The sequence below is a fragment of the Pseudomonas sp. Irchel 3A18 genome (genome assembly GCF_900187465.1).
Lineage (GTDB): Bacteria > Pseudomonadota > Gammaproteobacteria > Pseudomonadales > Pseudomonadaceae > Aquipseudomonas > Aquipseudomonas cichorii.
The window spans coordinates 414,853-431,726 of record NZ_FYDI01000001.1; the positions used below are offsets into that span (position 1 = coordinate 414,853).

The 16,874-nt window shown below is 58.1% G+C and carries 17 protein-coding genes; 15 read left to right on the forward strand and 2 right to left on the reverse strand.

What is annotated here, in order from left to right; translation table 11 throughout:
• The first annotated feature begins 95 nt into the window (after positions 1-95).
• The 5 genes from CKW23_RS01735 to CKW23_RS01755 all read left to right on the forward strand — a co-directional run bounded on the left by CKW23_RS01735 (position 96) and on the right by CKW23_RS01755 (position 5,207).
• Positions 96-1,100 (forward strand): 2-dehydro-3-deoxygalactonokinase, encoded by a 1,005-nt coding sequence (locus CKW23_RS01735; protein WP_025260654.1) that lies wholly within the window; start codon positions 96-98, stop codon positions 1,098-1,100.
• 1 nt (position 1,101) lies between these two features.
• Entirely contained in the window at positions 1,102-1,728 is a 627-nt protein-coding gene (locus CKW23_RS01740; protein ID WP_095066923.1) for a 2-dehydro-3-deoxy-6-phosphogalactonate aldolase, read from the forward strand.
• 51 nt (positions 1,729-1,779) lie between these two features.
• A complete protein-coding gene (gene dgoD, locus CKW23_RS01745; RefSeq protein ID WP_025260652.1) occupies positions 1,780-2,928 on the forward strand; it encodes a galactonate dehydratase in 1,149 nt (382 codons plus the stop codon).
• Positions 2,929-3,021: 93 nt separating this feature from the next.
• Positions 3,022-4,332, forward strand: coding sequence for an MFS transporter (locus tag CKW23_RS01750; protein ID WP_025260651.1), 1,311 nt, complete (start codon positions 3,022-3,024; stop codon positions 4,330-4,332).
• A gap of 65 nt (positions 4,333-4,397) precedes the next feature.
• Complete coding sequence (locus CKW23_RS01755) at positions 4,398-5,207, forward strand: IclR family transcriptional regulator (protein ID WP_095066924.1); 810 nt, start codon at positions 4,398-4,400, stop codon at positions 5,205-5,207.
• Between the two features lie 46 nt (positions 5,208-5,253).
• Here the strand turns inward: CKW23_RS01755 and CKW23_RS01760 are convergent, their stop codons facing one another.
• Positions 5,254-6,306: an NAD(P)-dependent alcohol dehydrogenase gene (locus tag CKW23_RS01760; RefSeq protein WP_025260649.1), complete on the reverse strand. Its 1,053-nt coding sequence runs from the start codon at positions 6,304-6,306 to the stop codon at positions 5,254-5,256.
• A gap of 177 nt (positions 6,307-6,483) precedes the next feature.
• Between CKW23_RS01760 and CKW23_RS01765 the strand changes: the two genes are divergently transcribed.
• On the forward strand, positions 6,484-7,389 hold the full coding sequence (locus tag CKW23_RS01765; protein ID WP_095066925.1) for an AraC family transcriptional regulator: 906 nt from the start codon (positions 6,484-6,486) through the stop codon (positions 7,387-7,389).
• A gap of 64 nt (positions 7,390-7,453) precedes the next feature.
• Here CKW23_RS01765 and CKW23_RS01770 read toward each other — a convergent pair whose 3' ends face one another.
• The gene (locus CKW23_RS01770; protein WP_095066926.1) at positions 7,454-9,109 is read right to left on the reverse strand and encodes an electron transfer flavoprotein-ubiquinone oxidoreductase; all 1,656 of its coding nucleotides are present in this window, start codon (positions 9,107-9,109) and stop codon (positions 7,454-7,456) included.
• 519 nt (positions 9,110-9,628) lie between these two features.
• Between CKW23_RS01770 and CKW23_RS01775 the strand changes: the two genes are divergently transcribed.
• The 9 genes from CKW23_RS01775 to CKW23_RS01815 all read left to right on the forward strand — a co-directional run bounded on the left by CKW23_RS01775 (position 9,629) and on the right by CKW23_RS01815 (position 16,850).
• On the forward strand, positions 9,629-10,378 hold the full coding sequence (locus tag CKW23_RS01775) for an electron transfer flavoprotein subunit beta/FixA family protein (protein WP_025260646.1): 750 nt from the start codon (positions 9,629-9,631) through the stop codon (positions 10,376-10,378).
• Positions 10,379-11,308 (forward strand): electron transfer flavoprotein subunit alpha/FixB family protein, encoded by a 930-nt coding sequence (locus CKW23_RS01780; protein ID WP_025260645.1) that lies wholly within the window; start codon positions 10,379-10,381, stop codon positions 11,306-11,308.
• Positions 11,309-11,411: 103 nt separating this feature from the next.
• Complete coding sequence (locus tag CKW23_RS01785) at positions 11,412-12,242, forward strand: ABC transporter substrate-binding protein (RefSeq protein WP_095066927.1); 831 nt, start codon at positions 11,412-11,414, stop codon at positions 12,240-12,242.
• Between the two features lie 10 nt (positions 12,243-12,252).
• Positions 12,253-12,606 carry a DUF4398 domain-containing protein gene (locus tag CKW23_RS01790; RefSeq protein WP_025260643.1) on the forward strand — a complete coding sequence of 118 codons (354 nt, stop codon included), beginning with the start codon at positions 12,253-12,255 and terminating at the stop codon, positions 12,604-12,606.
• The gene (locus CKW23_RS01795; protein ID WP_025260642.1) at positions 12,603-13,418 is read left to right on the forward strand and encodes an OmpA family protein; all 816 of its coding nucleotides are present in this window, start codon (positions 12,603-12,605) and stop codon (positions 13,416-13,418) included. The genes CKW23_RS01790 and CKW23_RS01795 overlap by 4 nt, the downstream gene beginning before the upstream one ends.
• 219 nt (positions 13,419-13,637) lie before the next feature.
• Positions 13,638-15,077 (forward strand): PLP-dependent aminotransferase family protein, encoded by a 1,440-nt coding sequence (locus CKW23_RS01800; RefSeq protein ID WP_025260641.1) that lies wholly within the window; start codon positions 13,638-13,640, stop codon positions 15,075-15,077.
• Positions 15,078-15,175: 98 nt separating this feature from the next.
• A complete protein-coding gene (locus CKW23_RS01805) occupies positions 15,176-15,826 on the forward strand; it encodes a translation initiation factor 2 (protein WP_074569012.1) in 651 nt (216 codons plus the stop codon).
• An 89-nt stretch (positions 15,827-15,915) separates the two neighbouring features.
• Positions 15,916-16,173, forward strand: a complete 258-nt coding sequence (locus tag CKW23_RS01810; RefSeq protein ID WP_025260639.1) for a YkgJ family cysteine cluster protein — start codon at positions 15,916-15,918, stop codon at positions 16,171-16,173.
• Positions 16,174-16,244: 71 nt separating this feature from the next.
• On the forward strand, positions 16,245-16,850 hold the full coding sequence (locus CKW23_RS01815; RefSeq protein ID WP_095066928.1) for an START domain-containing protein: 606 nt from the start codon (positions 16,245-16,247) through the stop codon (positions 16,848-16,850).
• The last annotated feature ends 24 nt before the right edge of the window (positions 16,851-16,874 follow it).

Genomic DNA, 16,874 nt, shown 5'->3' on the forward strand with positions numbered 1-16,874 from the left:
TATATATGGGATTGAAAATTACATATTGAGATTTGTCTTTCGATGGGCTTATAGTCCGCCTCGCACTCACTTTTAAAAAAACAACAGGTGAAGCGATGGCGGCGCAATTGATCGCGCTCGATTGGGGGACAACCTCACTTCGTGCTTATCGACTTGGCGAACACGGCCAGGTCCTGGAACAACGCTCCTTGAGCGCAGGCATCATGCAATTGCCGGATACTCCCCGGCTGATCGCAGGCGCTCTGTGCAGCGATGGTTTTGAACTGGCCTTTGATCAGGCCTGTGGCGACTGGCTCGATGCGCAACCGGATCTGCCGGTGATTGCCTGCGGCATGGTGGGCAGTGCCCAGGGCTGGCGCGAGGCGGTGTACCGGGAAACGCCTGCCAGCGTCGGTGAACTGAGCGCAGCCTTGCAGACCGTGCGCAGCCTGCGCGGCGTCGATATCCATATCATCCCCGGTGTACTGCAGCGCTCGACCCTGCCCAATGTGATGCGCGGTGAAGAAACCCAGGTGCTCGGTGTACTGGCTTCCCTCGATGAGTCGGCGACCCGTCGGCCCCTGTTGATCGGCCTTCCTGGCAGCCACTCCAAATGGGTGCATGTGGTGGAAGGCTGCATCGTTCATTTCGATACCTTCATGACCGGTGAGGTATACGCGGCCTTGTGCGGGCACACCATTCTCGGCCGCACCATGCGGCCCGGCGAAACCTTCGATATCCATGCGTTCGACTGCGGGCTGTCCATTGCCCTGTCGCCAGAGGGCGCGTCCGGTCTGCTCTCGACCATTTTCAGTTCCCGGACCCTGGGCCTGACCGGTCAGCTCGATGCCAGCGCCCAGCCTGACTATCTGTCCGGTCTATTGATCGGGCATGAGCTGGATGCCCTGACCAGAATCCAGCAAAAAAGCCTGAAGCAACTGCCTGCTGTGATCCTGATCGGCAGCGAGTCGCTTTGCACACGTTACACACGCGGCCTTACGGCTTGCGGTTTCGATCAGGTGACCACAGCCACGCAGGCGACCGAGCGGGGTTTGTGGCAAGTGGCCGTTCAGGCCGGCCTGATCGCGTCCGGGCCTTCAACAGATCCCTACGAGGTGTGAAATGCTCAAGCAAGCTCTGAAGGAAAACGGACTGGTCGCGATTCTGCGCGGCCTGCGTCCCGAAGAAGCTCCAGCCATTGGCGAGGTCTTGTATCAGGCCGGTTTCCGGGTGATCGAGGTGCCGCTCAACTCGCCACAGCCTTATGACAGCATCACTCTGTTGCGCCAGTACCTGCCTGCCGATTGTCTGGTCGGTGCCGGAACCGTGCTGACGCCGGAGCAGGTCGATCAGGTCAAGGAGGCGGGCGGTCAGGTCATTGTCATGCCGCACAGCGACCCGAAGGTCTTGCGTGCGGCCAAGGCTGCCGGATTGTTCCTGTCGCCAGGCGTCGCCACGCCGACCGAAGCCTTTGCGGCTCTGGCCGAAGGGGCTGATGTGCTCAAGCTGTTCCCCGCCGAGCAAATGTCGCCTGCGGTAGTGAAGGCCTGGCTGGCGGTATTGCCAGCCGGAACGGTGCTGCTGCCAGTGGGTGGCATTACGCCGGAGAACATGAAGGTCTTCCTTGAGGCCGGCGTCAAAGGCTTTGGCCTGGGCTCCGGGCTGTTCAAGCCGGGCATGAGCGCGGCAGATGTGGAGCAGCGTGCCAAGGCTTACGTCAGTGCCTGGCGTGAACTGACTTCCAACTGACCGGCGCGCCGAGCGCTTCTTCCCCTACCTAATAAGAGAGAAATTGCACACATGAAAATCACCAAGCTCACGACCTTTATCGTTCCGCCACGCTGGTGCTTTCTGAAAGTCGAAACCGATGACGGTGTCATCGGCTGGGGCGAGCCGGTTGTCGAAGGCCGTGCCCATACCGTCGCTGCGGCAGTGGAGGAGCTTTCCGATTACCTGATCGGCAAGGACCCGCGCAATATCGAGGATATCTGGACGGTGTTGTATCGCGGCGGTTTCTACCGTGGCGGCGCCGTACACATGAGCGCGCTGGCCGGTATCGATCAGGCGCTATGGGACATCAAGGGCAAGGCCCTGGGTGTTTCGGTCAGCGATCTGCTGGGTGGTCAGGTGCGGGACAAGATCCGCGTCTATTCATGGATCGGCGGCGACCGGCCAGCCGATACCGCTCGTGCAGCCAAAGAGGCTGTAGGGCGCGGCTTCACTGCCGTGAAAATGAACGGCACCGAAGAGCTGCAATTTCTCGATACCTTCGACAAGGTCGATCTGGCACTGGCCAACGTTGCGGCGGTGCGTGATGCGGTCGGGCCGAATGTCGGCATTGGCGTGGACTTCCATGGCCGGGTTCACAAACCCATGGCCAAGGTACTGATGAAAGAGCTGGACCCCTTCAAGCTGATGTTCATCGAAGAGCCGGTCCTCAGCGAGAACTACGAAGCGCTCAAGGAACTGGCGCCACTGACCAGCACGCCTATTGCCCTGGGTGAGCGGCTGTTCTCGCGCTGGGACTTCAAGCGGGTCTTGAGCGAAGGCTACGTCGATATCATCCAGCCGGATGCCTCTCACGCAGGTGGCATCACCGAAACCCGCAAGATCGCCAATATGGCCGAGGCCTACGACGTCGCGCTGGCCTTGCATTGCCCGCTGGGGCCGATTGCACTGGCGGCCTGCCTGCAACTGGATGCGGTTTGTTACAACGCCTTCATTCAGGAGCAGAGCCTGGGTATCCACTACAACGAAAGCAATGACTTGCTGGATTATGTGAAGCACCCCGAAGTGTTCGATTACGACAAGGGCATGGTGAAGATCCCCAACGGTCCGGGCCTGGGCATCGAGATCAATGAAGAGTACGTCAAGGAGCGTGCTGCCATCGGTCATCGCTGGCGCAACCCGATCTGGCGCCATGCCGACGGCAGTTTTGCCGAGTGGTGATAGAGATCTGAATGATCGTGCAGCGTTCTATCGCTGCACGATCAGGCATTGCAGAACGCAGTCCTCACATAAATCCAACAAGGGGCAATCTTCATGCAAACCCGCACTCTCGAAGGGGCGGCGTCTTTAGTCACGCCTACTCGCAAGCGTTTCTTCATCATGGTGCTGCTGTTTATCACGGTGGTCATCAACTATCTGGACCGCAGCAACCTGTCCATCGCGGCGCCGGCCCTGACCAGCGAACTGGGCATCGACCCGGTCCATGTCGGCCTGATTTTCTCGGCTTTTGGCTGGACTTATGCCGCCATGCAACTGCCTGGCGGCTGGCTGGTGGATCGTGTTCCGCCGCGCATTCTCTACACCGCCGCGTTGCTGCTGTGGTCGATCGCTACCGTCATGCTGGGCTTTGCGGCGAGTTTCATTGCGCTGTTCGTGCTGCGCATGGCCGTGGGTGCGCTTGAAGCGCCTGCCTACCCGATCAACAGCCGCGTGGTCACCACCTGGTTTCCGGAGCGTGAGCGTGCCACGGCCATCGGTTTCTACACCTCGGGGCAGTTTGTCGGGCTGGCGTTCCTGACACCGGTTCTGGCCTGGCTGCAAGCTCATTACGGCTGGCATATGGTGTTTGTCGTCACCGGTGGCGTCGGCATACTCTGGGCTGTGATCTGGTATGCGGTGTATCGCGAGCCGCGTGATTTCAAAGGCATCAACAAGGAAGAGATCGACCTGATCCGCGAAGGTGGCGGGCTGGTGGATATCCAGGTCGATACCGAAAAGCAGAAGCGTGGCTTCAGTTGGCAGGATCTGGGTGTGGTGCTGAGCCAGCGCAAGCTGTGGGGCATTTATCTGGGGCAGTTCTGCCTCAATTCGACCCTCTGGTTCTTCCTGACCTGGTTCCCGACCTATCTGGTCAAGTACCGCGGTATGGACTTCATCAAGTCCGGACTGCTGGCGTCGTTGCCGTTTCTGGCGGCCTTTGTCGGCGTACTCTGCTCGGGGTTCTTCTCCGACTGGCTGATCCGTCGCGGCCATAGCGTTGGTCTGGCGCGCAAGCTGCCAATCATTGCCGGTCTGCTGATCTCCACCTCGATCATCGGTGCCAACTACGTGGAGTCCACGCCGCTGGTGATTGCGTTCCTGGCGCTGGCGTTCTTCGGCAATGGTCTGGCGTCGATCACCTGGTCGCTGGTGTCGACACTGGCTCCGGCCCGTCTGCTGGGGTTGACTGGTGGCACCTTCAACTTCATCGGTAACCTGGCGGCGATTGCCACACCCATCGTGATCGGCTTCCTGGCGTCGGGTGATTCCTTTGCGCCTGCCATCACCTACATCGCCGTGCTGGCGCTGATTGGTGCGCTGTCTTACATCCTGCTGGTGGGCAAGGTGGAACGTATCGAGTTGTGATGGCTGGCATGCAGAAGGGCTGGCGACGATAATGCCGTCAGCTTTCCGATCTGATAAGGGCTGATATGCACAATGATCCACTCACACCAGTGAGCGCCACGGGCAAGGACTCCGCACCGACCGGGACGCAAACCCTGTTGCGCGGCCTCGCGGTGGTGCAGGCCGTGGCCAGTGGTGCCCGTGACCTGAAAGCGATTTCCAGCCTGATCGGCACCACCCGCAGCACGACCCATCGGCTGGTCAGTTGCCTGGTGGATGAGCGTTATCTTCGGGTGTTGCCTCAGGTGGGTTATCTGCTGGGGCCCAAGTTGATCGAACTGGGTTTCCAGGCTCGGGAAGAGGTGCCACTGGCCATTCTGGCCCGGCCTTATCTCGATGAGCTGTCGGAATTGACGGGCGACACCGTGCATCTGGCGATTCGCGACGGTGACGAGGTGCTTTATCTGCACAAGAACCCTGGCCGTAACGGGCCGGAGATGCGTTCCCGGGTAGGGCATCGCATGCCGCTGGTGCGCACAGGCATCGGCAAGGCGCTACTGCTGGATAGTCCAGAGCAGGAGTGGCAAAGGTTGTATGAAATCAGCCTGCCGGTTGCAGGAAAGAACCCGCAGTGGCCGACTCACGAGCAGCAGACCTGGGAACAGTTGCGTCAGCGCAGGCAAGAGTATGTGCAGGGCGGCTATGCCTTCGATCTGGAGGACAACGAACCGTCGATTCGCTGCGTGGCTGCGCCGGTTCGCGATGCGGGCAAACAGATTGTCGCGGGCATCAGCATTGCCAGCACTGTTCCATACATGCCGCTGGAGAAAATGGCCGATCTGGTGCCGGTTATCAAACAGGCGGCGGCGAGGCTTTCGGCGGAGCTGGGCGGGTAACGGCAAGGAGCGAATTCATTCGAGAATGAATTCGCTCCTGCGGGGGTTACGCTTGCAGAGTCGCCATATCAATCACGAAGCGGTATTTCACGTCACCCGCGAGCATGCGCTCGTAGGCCTCGTTGATATTGCGGATATCCAGCATTTCGATATCGCAGGTAATGTCATTTGCCGCGCAGAAGTCCAGCACTTCCTGGGTTTCTGCAATCCCGCCGATCAGGGAACCTGCGATCACGCGACGTTTCATGACCAGATGGGCGGCGTGGATTGGCGGTTCTACCGGCTCGATCAGGCCGACCAGAATATGGACGCCGTCAAAACTCAGGGTTTCCAGGTAGGGGTTCAGGTCGTGCTGCACAGGAATGGTGTCCAGCAGGAAGTCGAAGCGACCTGCGGCGGCTTTCATCTGTTCGGCGTCGGTGGAGACGATCACATGATCCGCACCCTGGCGACGGGCTTCCTGGGCTTTTGATGCCGAGCGGGTGAAGAGGGTGACTTCGGCGCCCATGGCCTTGGCGAACTTGATCCCCATATGGCCCAGGCCGCCCATGCCGAGAATCCCGACCTTGTCGCCCGCTTTTACGCCGTAGTGCTTGAGAGGCGAGTAGGTGGTGATGCCTGCACAGAGAATCGGTGCGGCAGCCGCCAGGTCGAGTTTTTCCGGGATGCTGACCACGAACTCTTCGCGAACCACAATGCTGCTGGAGTAGCCGCCCATGGTGTTGCTGCCGTCCACGCGGTCAGGTGTGGCGTAGGTCATGGTTGGACCTTCCAGGCAGTACTGCTCCAGATTGGACTGGCAGGCCGAGCACTGTTGACATGAGTCGACCATACAGCCGACGCCCACCAGATCGCCCACTTTATATTTGCCAGCGTCCGGGCCGGTGGCTGTGACCTTGCCGACGATCTCGTGGCCCGGCATCAGCGGGTAGACGGCAATGCCCCATTCGTTGCGGGCCTGGTGAATGTCGGAGTGGCAGACGCCGCAGTAGAGAATTTCGATGGCAACGTCGTTGGCTCGCAGGCTGCGACGTTCAAAGGTCATGGGGGCGAGGGGAGCGGTGGCGGACTGGGCGGCGTAACCGATAGCTTTGTACATGATGTTCCTCGCGGATCAAGGGTGAATAGTGGTGACTATTTTCCGGGGACCGGGCGCTGAGGGCCATGAGCATTCCTCCGCGAGTCATGCCTATTTCTCCGGATATGGTTAATCGTCCATGGCTGAAACGCTCATTTCTGCGATGATGCACATGTCTGATTCTCTACCTGGTGTTCCATGTCGCGACTTCATCCCCATGATGCCAATGCCACTCTTGTTTCCTTGATAAAGCCTCTGGCCACGAGTCCCGGATTTGTGACGACGTTATTGCCGGAGGTCAAGGTGGTCTCGGCCTATGAGTATGTGGCCAGCAGCCCGCAGATTTATGAGCCGAGCCTGATGATCGTCGCTCAGGGCGGCAAGCTGGCCAGTCTGGGGTCGCGCACGCTGGATTACGGTGCCGGACACTATCTGGTGCAGGCGCTTTCCGTGCCGTTCATGTGCGAAACCTTTGCCACGCCTCAAGCGCCATTGCTCGGTGTCTCGGTGGCGATTGACCGGGTCATGCTGGGCGAACTGGTGCAGTTGATGGGGCCGGTGCCTGATCACACCGTCGAGGCACAAACGCCTGAATCAATGACATCTGCTGTGCTGGATGCGTCGATGCGTGAGAGTGTGGAGCGGTTGTTGCGCTGCCTGCATGATCCGCTGGATTGTCACGTCATGGGCCAGTCACGGTTGCGGGAAGTGCTCTATGCGGCCCTGCGCGGCCCTCAGGCGGGTGTATTGCGGGCGCTGGTTGCGCAGCAGAGCCATTTCGCCCGTGTCGCAGCGTCTCTGGCTTACCTGCACAGCCATTATGCCGAGCCTTTGAATATCGACATCCTGGCACGTCAGGCAAACATGAGTGCCTCGACCTTCCATGAGCATTTCAAGCGCAGCACCTTATTGTCGCCCGTGCAGTACCTCAAACGCCTGCGCCTGCTCAAGGCCCAGCACATGCTGGTCGCCCAGGGAATGGGCGTGGCCCAGGTTGCGCACGCTGTCGGCTACCAGAGCACATCCCAGTTCAGCCGCGAATACAAACGCTACTTCGAGCGCAATCCCGTGGAAGAAAGTACCTACCTGCGCATTCCTGCATAAACAAGAAAGCCCCAAAAGGGGCTTTCTTGCAGCTTACCGCTAAAAACTTGCAGCTTGTTGTTCCCTACATATTCGGATAAGTCGGCCCGCCAGCCCCTTCCGGCGCCACCCAGGTGATGTTCTGCGCAGGATCCTTGATGTCGCAGGTCTTGCAGTGCACGCAGTTCTGGGCGTTGATCTGGAAGCGTTTCTCGCCATCTTCCTGGGTAATCACTTCATAAACGCCAGCCGGGCAGTAACGCTGGGCAGGTTCGTCATAAAGCGGCAGGTTGCTGGTGATCGGAATGCTCGGATCGGTCAGCTTCAGGTGGCAAAGTTGTTCCTCTTCATGGTTGGTGCTGGAGAGGAATACCGAGCTGAGCTTGTCGAAGCTGAGCTTGCCATCCGGTTTGGGGTAGTCGATCTTCTTCGAGTCGGCTGCCAGCTTGAGGCAGGCATAGTCCGGCTTGGTGTCGTGCAAGGTGAACGGGATCTTGCCACCGAAAATGTTCTGGTCGATGAAGTTGAATGCACCGCCCATGACCGCGCCGAACTTGTGCATCGCCGGGCCGAAGTTACGGCTGGCGAACAGTTCTTCATGCAGCCAGCTGGCCTTGAAGGCGTCTACATAAGAAGTCAGCACATCGCCGCCTTCCTTGCCTGAGAGCAGGGCGTCGGCCACCGACTCTGCAGCCAGCATGCCGGACTTCATGGCTGTGTGGCTGCCCTTGATCTTGGCGAAGTTCAGGGTGCCCAGGTCGCAACCGATCAGTGCGCCGCCCGCGAAAACCATTTTCGGCAGGGAATTCAGGCCGCCCTTGCAGATGGCGCGGGCGCCGTAGCTGATGCGTTTGCCGCCTTCCAGGTACTGTTTGATGACCGGATGGTGCTTGTAACGCTGGAATTCGTCGAAAGGCGACAGGTAAGGGTTGCTGTAGGACAAGTCGATAATCAGACCGACGACCACTTGATTGTTTTCCAGGTGATACAGGAAAGAGCCGCCCATGTTCTCGTCGTCCAGCGGCCAGCCAGCGGTATGCACCACCAGTCCTTGCTCATGCTTCGCCGGATCGACTTCCCAGATTTCCTTCAGGCCGATGCCGTAGTGCTGGGCATCGGCTTCGCTGTCGAGGTTGAAGCGTTTGATCAGTTGCTTGCCGATATGGCCGCGGCACCCTTCGGCGAACAGGGTGTACTTGCCACGCAGTTCCATGCCCGGGGTGTACAGGCCTTCTTTCGGATTGCCTTCGCGGTCAACGCCCAGGTCGCCGGTGATGATCCCGCGTACCACGCCGTTTTCGTCGAACAGGGCTTCCTGGGCGGCAAAGCCCGGATAGATCTCGACACCCAGGTTTTCGGCCTGCTGGGCGAGCCAGCGGCACAGGTTGCCCAGGGAAATGATGTAGTTGCCCTGGTTGTGCATGGTCTTGGGCACGAACAGGTCCGGTACTTTCACGGACTTTTCGGCGCTGCGCAGCATATAGATGTCATCACGCTTGACCGGCGTGTTGAGTGGCGCGCCAAGTTCTTGCCAGTTCGGGAAGAGCTCGTTCAGGGCGCGAGGTTCGAATACCGCGCCGGACAGAATATGTGCGCCGACTTCGGAGCCTTTTTCTACCACGCAGACGCTGATTTCCTGGCCCGCTTCGGCTGCCTTCTGTTTAAGACGGCACGCGGCAGAAAGCCCGGAAGGGCCGGCTCCGACGATGACGACGTCGAATTCCATGTATTCGCGTTCCACAGGCTATCTCCTACTCTCAAGGCTCACGGTATTTTTTTATATGAAGCGTACAGGCCGACGTGCGGAGGCGTGAGATGCCTGCCCGTCTTTATTAAGGAGCGCATTATATCTACACCACTTTGCAGGTCCAATACAAACGTTCGTTTGAATTGGCCGCAGGCCAGATAAATCAAAGACGCGAGACTCAGGACTGGCCGATCTGTCGTATTGACCGGAAAAGGCGTTGCGGTCAAGATACGGGCGGTTTTGCGCTCGCCGTAGGCTGAAGCGAGGTTCAATGAAACCTCCGAAAAGGTATCAGGTGAGCGTAGTGCAGGCAGTCCGGCCATCGCGCGCGGCGCATTTTACACACCCTTGAGGCGCTTGATGGGTGTGATCTGGCCTTATATACGGTTTTTTGGCGGCTGTTCTGATAAACAGCCCCGATGCCTGCACTGAAGCGATTGCTTGTTGAGGACACACCTATCGATCGCCTGGTCATTCCGGGCGACTTTCTTTTCACCGGAGAGTGAGGAATCCATGAAGGTTCTTGTAGCTGTCAAACGAGTGGTCGACTACAACGTCAAGGTTCGCGTCAAGGCGGACAACTCCGGCGTCGATCTTGCCAACGTCAAAATGTCCATGAACCCCTTCTGCGAAATTGCTGTGGAAGAGGCTGTCCGCCTGAAAGAAAAGGGCGTGGCCAGCGAAATCGTCGTGGTCACCATCGGCCCGACCACCGCTCAGGAGCAGCTGCGTACTGCTCTGGCGCTGGGTGCCGACCGTGCCGTACTGGTCGAGTCTGCCGAGGACCTGACCTCCCTGGCCGTGGCCAAGCTGCTTAAGGCTGTTGTCGACAAGGAGCAGCCACAACTGGTGATCCTGGGCAAACAGGCCATCGACAGCGATAACAATCAGACTGGCCAGATGCTGGCTGCCCTGAGCGGTTACCCGCAAGGTACCTTTGCTTCCAAGGTCGAAGTGTCGGGTGACAAGGTTGCCGTGACCCGCGAAATCGACGGTGGTCTGCAAACCGTATCCCTGAGCCTGCCGGCTATCGTGACCACAGACCTGCGTCTGAACGAGCCACGTTATGCTTCGCTGCCCAACATCATGAAGGCCAAGAAAAAGCCGCTTGAAACGCTGACCCCGGATGCATTGGGCGTTTCCACCGCTTCGACCAACAAGACTGTCAAGGTTGAAGCGCCGGCAGCACGTAGCGCCGGTATCAAAGTGAAGTCGGTGGCCGAACTGGTCGAAAAACTGAAAACCGAAGCGAAGGTAATCTAAATGACGATCCTGGTTATCGCTGAACATGACAATGCAGCTGTGGCTCCAGCCACGCTGAACACCATTGCCGCTGCCCAGAAGATCGGTGGCGATATCAATGTCCTGGTGGCCGGTTCCGGCGTAAGTGCTGTCGCCGCAGCTGCTGCAAAGATCGCGGGTGTTACCAAGGTACTGGTTGCCGACAATGCTGCCTACGCGCATCAGTTGCCGGAAAACGTAGCACCGCTGGTCGTCGAGCTGGCAACTGGTTATAGCCATGTTCTGGCGGCCGCGACCTCCAATGGCAAAAACATCCTGCCTCGCGTTGCAGCACAGCTGGATGTGGATCAGATCTCCGAAATCGTTTCGGTTGAATCGGCTGACACCTTCAAGCGTCCGATCTACGCCGGTAACGCTATTGCCACCGTGCAATCGAGTGCGTCGATCAAGGTCATCACCGTCCGTGCGACCGGTTTCGATCCGGTCGCTGCAGAAGGTGGTTCGGCTGCGGTCGAAGCTGTCTCTGTTGCTCATGATGCAGGCAAGTCCTCCTTCGTTGGCGAAGAGCTGGCCAAGTCCGATCGCCCAGAACTGACCGCTGCCAAAATCGTCGTTTCCGGCGGTCGCGGCATGCAGAACGGCGATAACTTCAAGCACCTGTACGCCCTGGCGGACAAGCTGGGTGCTGCGGTGGGCGCATCCCGCGCCGCGGTCGATGCCGGTTTCGTGCCCAACGACATGCAGGTCGGGCAGACCGGCAAGATCGTTGCTCCTCAGTTGTACATCGCGGTGGGTATTTCCGGTGCGATCCAGCATCTGGCGGGCATGAAGGACTCCAAGGTGATCGTCGCGATCAACAAGGACGAAGAAGCTCCGATCTTCCAGGTGGCTGATTACGGTCTGGTGGCTGATCTGTTTGAAGCGGTGCCTGAGCTGGAAAAGCTGGTTTAAACCAGTTTCGAGAACCCGTTCAATCCGGCCGTGCATACCTGTCCTTGACAGGGTGCGTGGCCTGAGTGAACGGGTTTTTTGTTGTGCTGAAAAAGGATTATTCATGGGCCAGCCAAGGCTGTTTTTGTCTTCGCTTCTTCTGGGGCTGATGGTGCTGCCGTCGTTTGCATCGGCGGCAGGCAAGTGCGAGCGACTGATCGTCACCGGCAGCCCGGATGCACCGCCTTACCTGTGGCGCGATCCGCAGGACCCAAGGCACTTGATGGGTGCCAATGCCGACCTGCTCAGGCGGGCGGCCGATTCTCTGGATCTGGATGTCGAGTTTCTGTATGCGGGCAAGCGCAGCCAGGCGCTGGAAGAGGCGCGCACCGGTCGTATGGACATGCTGGTCGATGCGCCACTGAATCAGGCTCAGCTTGATTCGTTCGACTATATCCAGCCGCCAATCACCCACAATGAAATCCTGGTCTGGACCCGTCACGATCGTGCCTTGCCCTTCAGTTCTCTCGCCGACCTGCACGGGCGGTCGGGCGCTATCTCTGAAAGGACTCGTCTTACCCAGTCATTCGAGGCAACGGCTAAAGAACACCTGACGCTGGAGCGCTTGCCCAATCTGACCCTGGCCTTTCAGAAACTGGCGCTGGGGCAGGTCGAATATGTACTGGCTGGACGCTATGCAGGCATGGTCATGATGCAAACCCTTGGCTTGTCGTCTGATCTGGTCGCTCAGCCTGAACCCCTTGATAAACCGGGCCTGTATCTGGCGTTATCAGTGAATTCGGCCTGTAACGATCCATGGTTGCGCGGACAGTTGGTGAAAAAGATGACAGAATTGGCGTCTTCGGGCCTTGCGGGTGAAGCTATCCAGCGCAATCTGGATGTGTGGAAAGCTCAGTTGCTGCAACCTGCCAGCACCAGCGTCCCAAACAAGTAGGAATGTTTTTGTGAGTATTCGCCCTTTAGTTGCATTCATGGCCATCGCCACGTTGGTCGGTTGTGCCAGCGATCCGGCACCGACCGAACAGTTCAAGCTGACCGAGCAGGCTCTGGAGCAGGCCAAGGCCGTCGGCGCCAGCGATGAGCAGCCCGAACTGGTCAATGCGCAATCCGCATTTGCCCAGGCACGTGCCGACATGGCCGATAAATCCTACAAGGATGCGCGCATGAACGCCGAGCGTGCCGAGCTTGATGCGCGCCTGGCGGAAGCGAGGGTGTTGACCCTGAAAAGTCAGGAGCAGATCAATCAGTTGAATGTTCGCCTCAATCGTCTGCGCAAACAGTTGGGGGAAGCTCAATGAACCGTGTTACCCGTGTATTGAGCGGATGCCTTTTGCTGGGCGTTGCAGGCCTGTCTGGTTGTGCGAGTCATCAGGACAGTGAGCAGGCGCTGCGTCAGGCCGGTACAGATTTCCAGAAAGTGAAAGAAGACCCGAATGTACTGCGCAGTGCGCCCAAGGACGTGATCCGTTCAGGCGAATCGCTGGCGAGGGCAGAGCGCCTGTCGAGTTATCTGGGCAGCGGAGCCGATGTCAGTCATTACGCCTACCTGAGTACCCGGTACAGCGAGATTGCCCGTGAGCACAGCAACCTGATGCTGGCCCAGGAGCAACTGGCCAAACTGGAGATGGAGCGTCAACGCCTGCAACTGGCGTTGCGCGAGGCCAAGCTGGCCAGTGCGCAGCAGCATGGCAAGTGGCTGGAAGATCAGATACTCAGCCTTGCGACTACGCAGACCGACCGTGGCCTGGTCATGACCCTGGGCGATGTGCTGTTCGATCCGGGGCATGCCGAACTGAAAAGCTCTGCCAATCGCACGGTGCTCAAAGTCGTACAGTTCCTGTTGCTCAATCCTCGCCGCACGGTAAGGATCGAAGGCTACACCGACAGTACCGGTGACCGGCAGGAAAACCTGAAACTGTCCCGTGATCGCGCACAGTCGGTCGCCGATGTGCTGATCGACCTGGGTGTTGACGACAAGCGCATTCAGGTCGAGGGTTATGGTCAGCAATATCCGGTCGATGTGAACGCCTCCGAGCGTGGGCGAGCACAAAATCGTCGTGTAGAAATCGTCTTTTCCGACGACAAGGGCCAGCTAGGCGCTGCCCGGTAAGAAAAAATCTGAAAAAAAGCCCGGCGTCGGAAACGGCCCCGGGCTTTTTTTGGCTTAAAAAGCCGTGAACTTGGCATCTTTACCCGACAATATTTTTTGTCAGAGCGCACAATGATGGGCCTGAAGAGAAACTGTCCCCGTACACTTTTCGACTGTTCCGGTCTTTAGGCTATCATCTCCCCTACAAAAACAAATTGCGGGTCGGTTCGAGGCTGTGTCATGACCAATCTTTTGCTTTATCAACGCATCGCTCAGCAGTTGGCGGAAGACATCCGCCGGGGCGTCTATCAGCCCGGCGAGCGTGTGCCATCGGTCCGCAAAATGAGTTCGCAGCTCAATGTCAGCCATGCAACGGTATTGCAGGCCTACGCCAATCTTGAAGATCAGGGCCTGATCCGGGCTCGCCCGCAGTCCGGGTATTACGTGCATCAGACACCTGCGCTGACGGCATCGACGCCAGATATTGCGCGAGTGGAGCGTCCAGGTCTGGTGACCCGCAGCAGCATCATCCAGCAGGTGCTTGAAGAATCTCGTCGTGAAGGTGTGTTTGCCCTCGGGGCAGCGGTGCCGCACGTGGATTATCTGCCGGTCCGTGCCCTGCATCAGCAACTGGCCAAGGTGACGCGCTTTCACAGCCCTCGGGCGTTCAGTTATATGTTCAGCCCCGGTTTCGAGCCATTGCGCAGACAGGTTGCCATCCGCATGCGTGATGCGGGCGTTGTGGTAGATCCTTATGAAGTGGTGATTACCCACGGTTGCGTCGATGCCCTGCAAATGGCCCTGCGGGTGCTGACGCAGCCCGGCGACCTGATCGCGGCCGAGTCACCGGCTTATTACGGTCTGCTGCAACTGGCGGATCTGCTGGGGCTCAAGGTCATCGAGATTCCCAGTGACCCATCGACGGGTATTAGCCTGGAGGCTCTGCAGCTGGCGGCCAACCAGTGGTCGATCAAGGCTTTGGTGCTGACCGCACGCTTGAGTAATCCGCTGGGTGGCACCATGCCGGAAGAGCGGCAGAAGAACCTGCTGCGACTGGCATCGGACTTTGATATCCAGATCGTTGAAGATGATGTGTACGGCGAGCTGATGTTTGAAGTGGGGCGTACCAAGGCCTTGAAAGCCTTCGATCGCCTTGGTCGAGTGATTTATTGCTCCAGTTTTTCCAAGACACTGTCGCCGGGTGTGCGCATTGGCTGGATGATTGCCGGGAAATATCAGGCGGAAATCCAGCGCTTGCAGACCTTCAGCACTCATTCAGCCTGCAGTGTGACGCAGATGGCTATCGCGGCTTATCTGGAAAACGGTGGTTATGACCGGCATTTGCGTTTTATTCGCCTGGAGTATCGCAAGAATCTGAGTGCTTTCCAGTTGGCGGTGCAGCAGTTCTTCCCCGAGGGGACTCAGATGAGTCGTCCGGTAGGTGGCTTTATTCTCTGGGTCAGCTTGCCGGGGCGCGTCAATACCCAGGAATTGCATGTGCGGGCGCTGGAGCAGGGTATCAGTATCGCGCCGGGTCTTATTTTCAGTAATACAGAACAGTTCAATCACTGTATTCGTCTGAACTGTGGCATGCCCTGGAATCGTGAAGCGGAGCGTGCGCTGATGACATTGGGGATGCTGGCCAAACAATTGTGTCAAGAAACTGTGCCGGCTTATTGAGCGCACATGTTTTTTGTCTCATCGTTGGAACTCTTGTCTTGTCAGGTGTGCCTCAAAGGGACAGCATGTGACCTCTATGCCTCAGCCATTTACTTATTATGAATAATGCGTTTCGTTGTCTCGGATTGTTCGTCGTTGTGTTGTTGAGCGCTTGCGACTCTCAAGACGCGCCGGTTCCAAAGCCGAAGGTTGAGGCAGGCGTGGCTGCGCCTGTTGCGCCTGCTGTTCAGCCGCCAGCTGCCGCCGTTGAGCCGGCAGTGTCCAGGCCTGCTGCGCCAGTGCATGAGTTGAAGCCTGGTGTCCCGGTTGTTCCTGTGGTTGCGGGTAAGGGGGAGGTAACGCCGCCGCGCCCTGTTTCTGTCGCTAAATCGCCTGCTTCCAGAGAGGCTGCAAAGACTCCAGCGGTCAAGGCTGCTCCTGCTAAAGAGAAGGCCGTTGCTGTTACCGCCAGGCGCGAAAAGAACAAGACGGCTAAAGCTTCGGTCAAGGATGTCCGTTTGCCTCAGCCCAAGCTTGACTTGAGCCTGCCGCCAGAAATGGTCAAAGAGCTTTCTCCTCCTGCCAATGTGATTACTGCCAAGCGCAAGCCTTTGCTGCCGCAGATGTTTGGCAGCAAGGGGTCATCATCTGATCCCAGTCCTTTCGAGCTCAATGGGCGCCTGCTGAGCAATGAAATGCAGCTGCAAATGCGCAATGAAAGTCGTCGCGATATCGAAGGGGCTGCGCTGGATTTCAAATTCAAGCAGTAAGGCCCTGTTTCTCGTCTGATATGGCATTTTGAAACGTCCGTTTTAGCCGCTAAAATCTTCCTTTTAATATTCAGCAAGGGTGTCTGGTCATGGACTGCCGCTCCGGTTGTGGTGCTTGCTGCATCGCTCCGTCTATTACTTCTCCCATTCCGGGCATGCCAGATGGCAAGCCGGCGGGTGAGCGTTGCCTGCATTTATCCATCGAGTTGCTCTGTGGTCTGTTTGGCATGGCCGAGCGGCCTGCTGTGTGCAGTCAGTTCAAGGCGGCGCAAGATGTTTGTGGCGTTGATCAGGCCGAGGCTATTCGTCTGATTGGCTGGTGGGAAAAAGCAACTGCGGTTGCATGAGCTGCAACTGAATCAGATGCAGTTGAACCAAGAGTGTCGCTGGGCGGAATATCAACAACAAGGAATAAACAATGAATACGCTACATCGCATGGCTGTTGTCTGTGGGTTGACTGTGTTGTTGACAGGTGTGGCCCAGGCTGAAGATTGGCAGGTGGCCAAGGACGAGGAGGGGATCAAGGTATCCCTGAGTGATGTGCCGGGCTCCAAGTACAAGGCTTATCGCGGTGTGACGACCATCAATGCCAGTGTGGCCAAGCTGCGCGCCCTGCAGGAAGATGTCGTGGGGGCCTGCGCCTGGATTCATGAATGCCAGTCACAGAAGCTGCTTAAGCATGAAGGCAACAAAGCCTGGACCTACACGCGATTCAACACACCATGGCCCGTAACGCCCCGTGATTCGATTCTGCTGATTACCAGCGAGGAGGGCGCAGATGGCAGCCTGACCCGCAATATTGATGAGCAATCAAGCTATTTGCCTGAAGAAAAGGGTTTTGTGCGGGTCGCCGAGGTCAAGGGTTTCTGGAAGCTGGTGCCCAAAGGCCCGAGTCTGACAGAAGTCACCTATCAGGTGCATACCGACCCGGGCGGCAGTGTGCCGTCCTGGGTGGCCAACAAGTTTGTCGTGGATGCGCCGTTCAATACCCTGAAAGCGCTGAAGGAGCGGTCGCAGAAGTAGATTTTTGATTGCGCAATAAAAAGG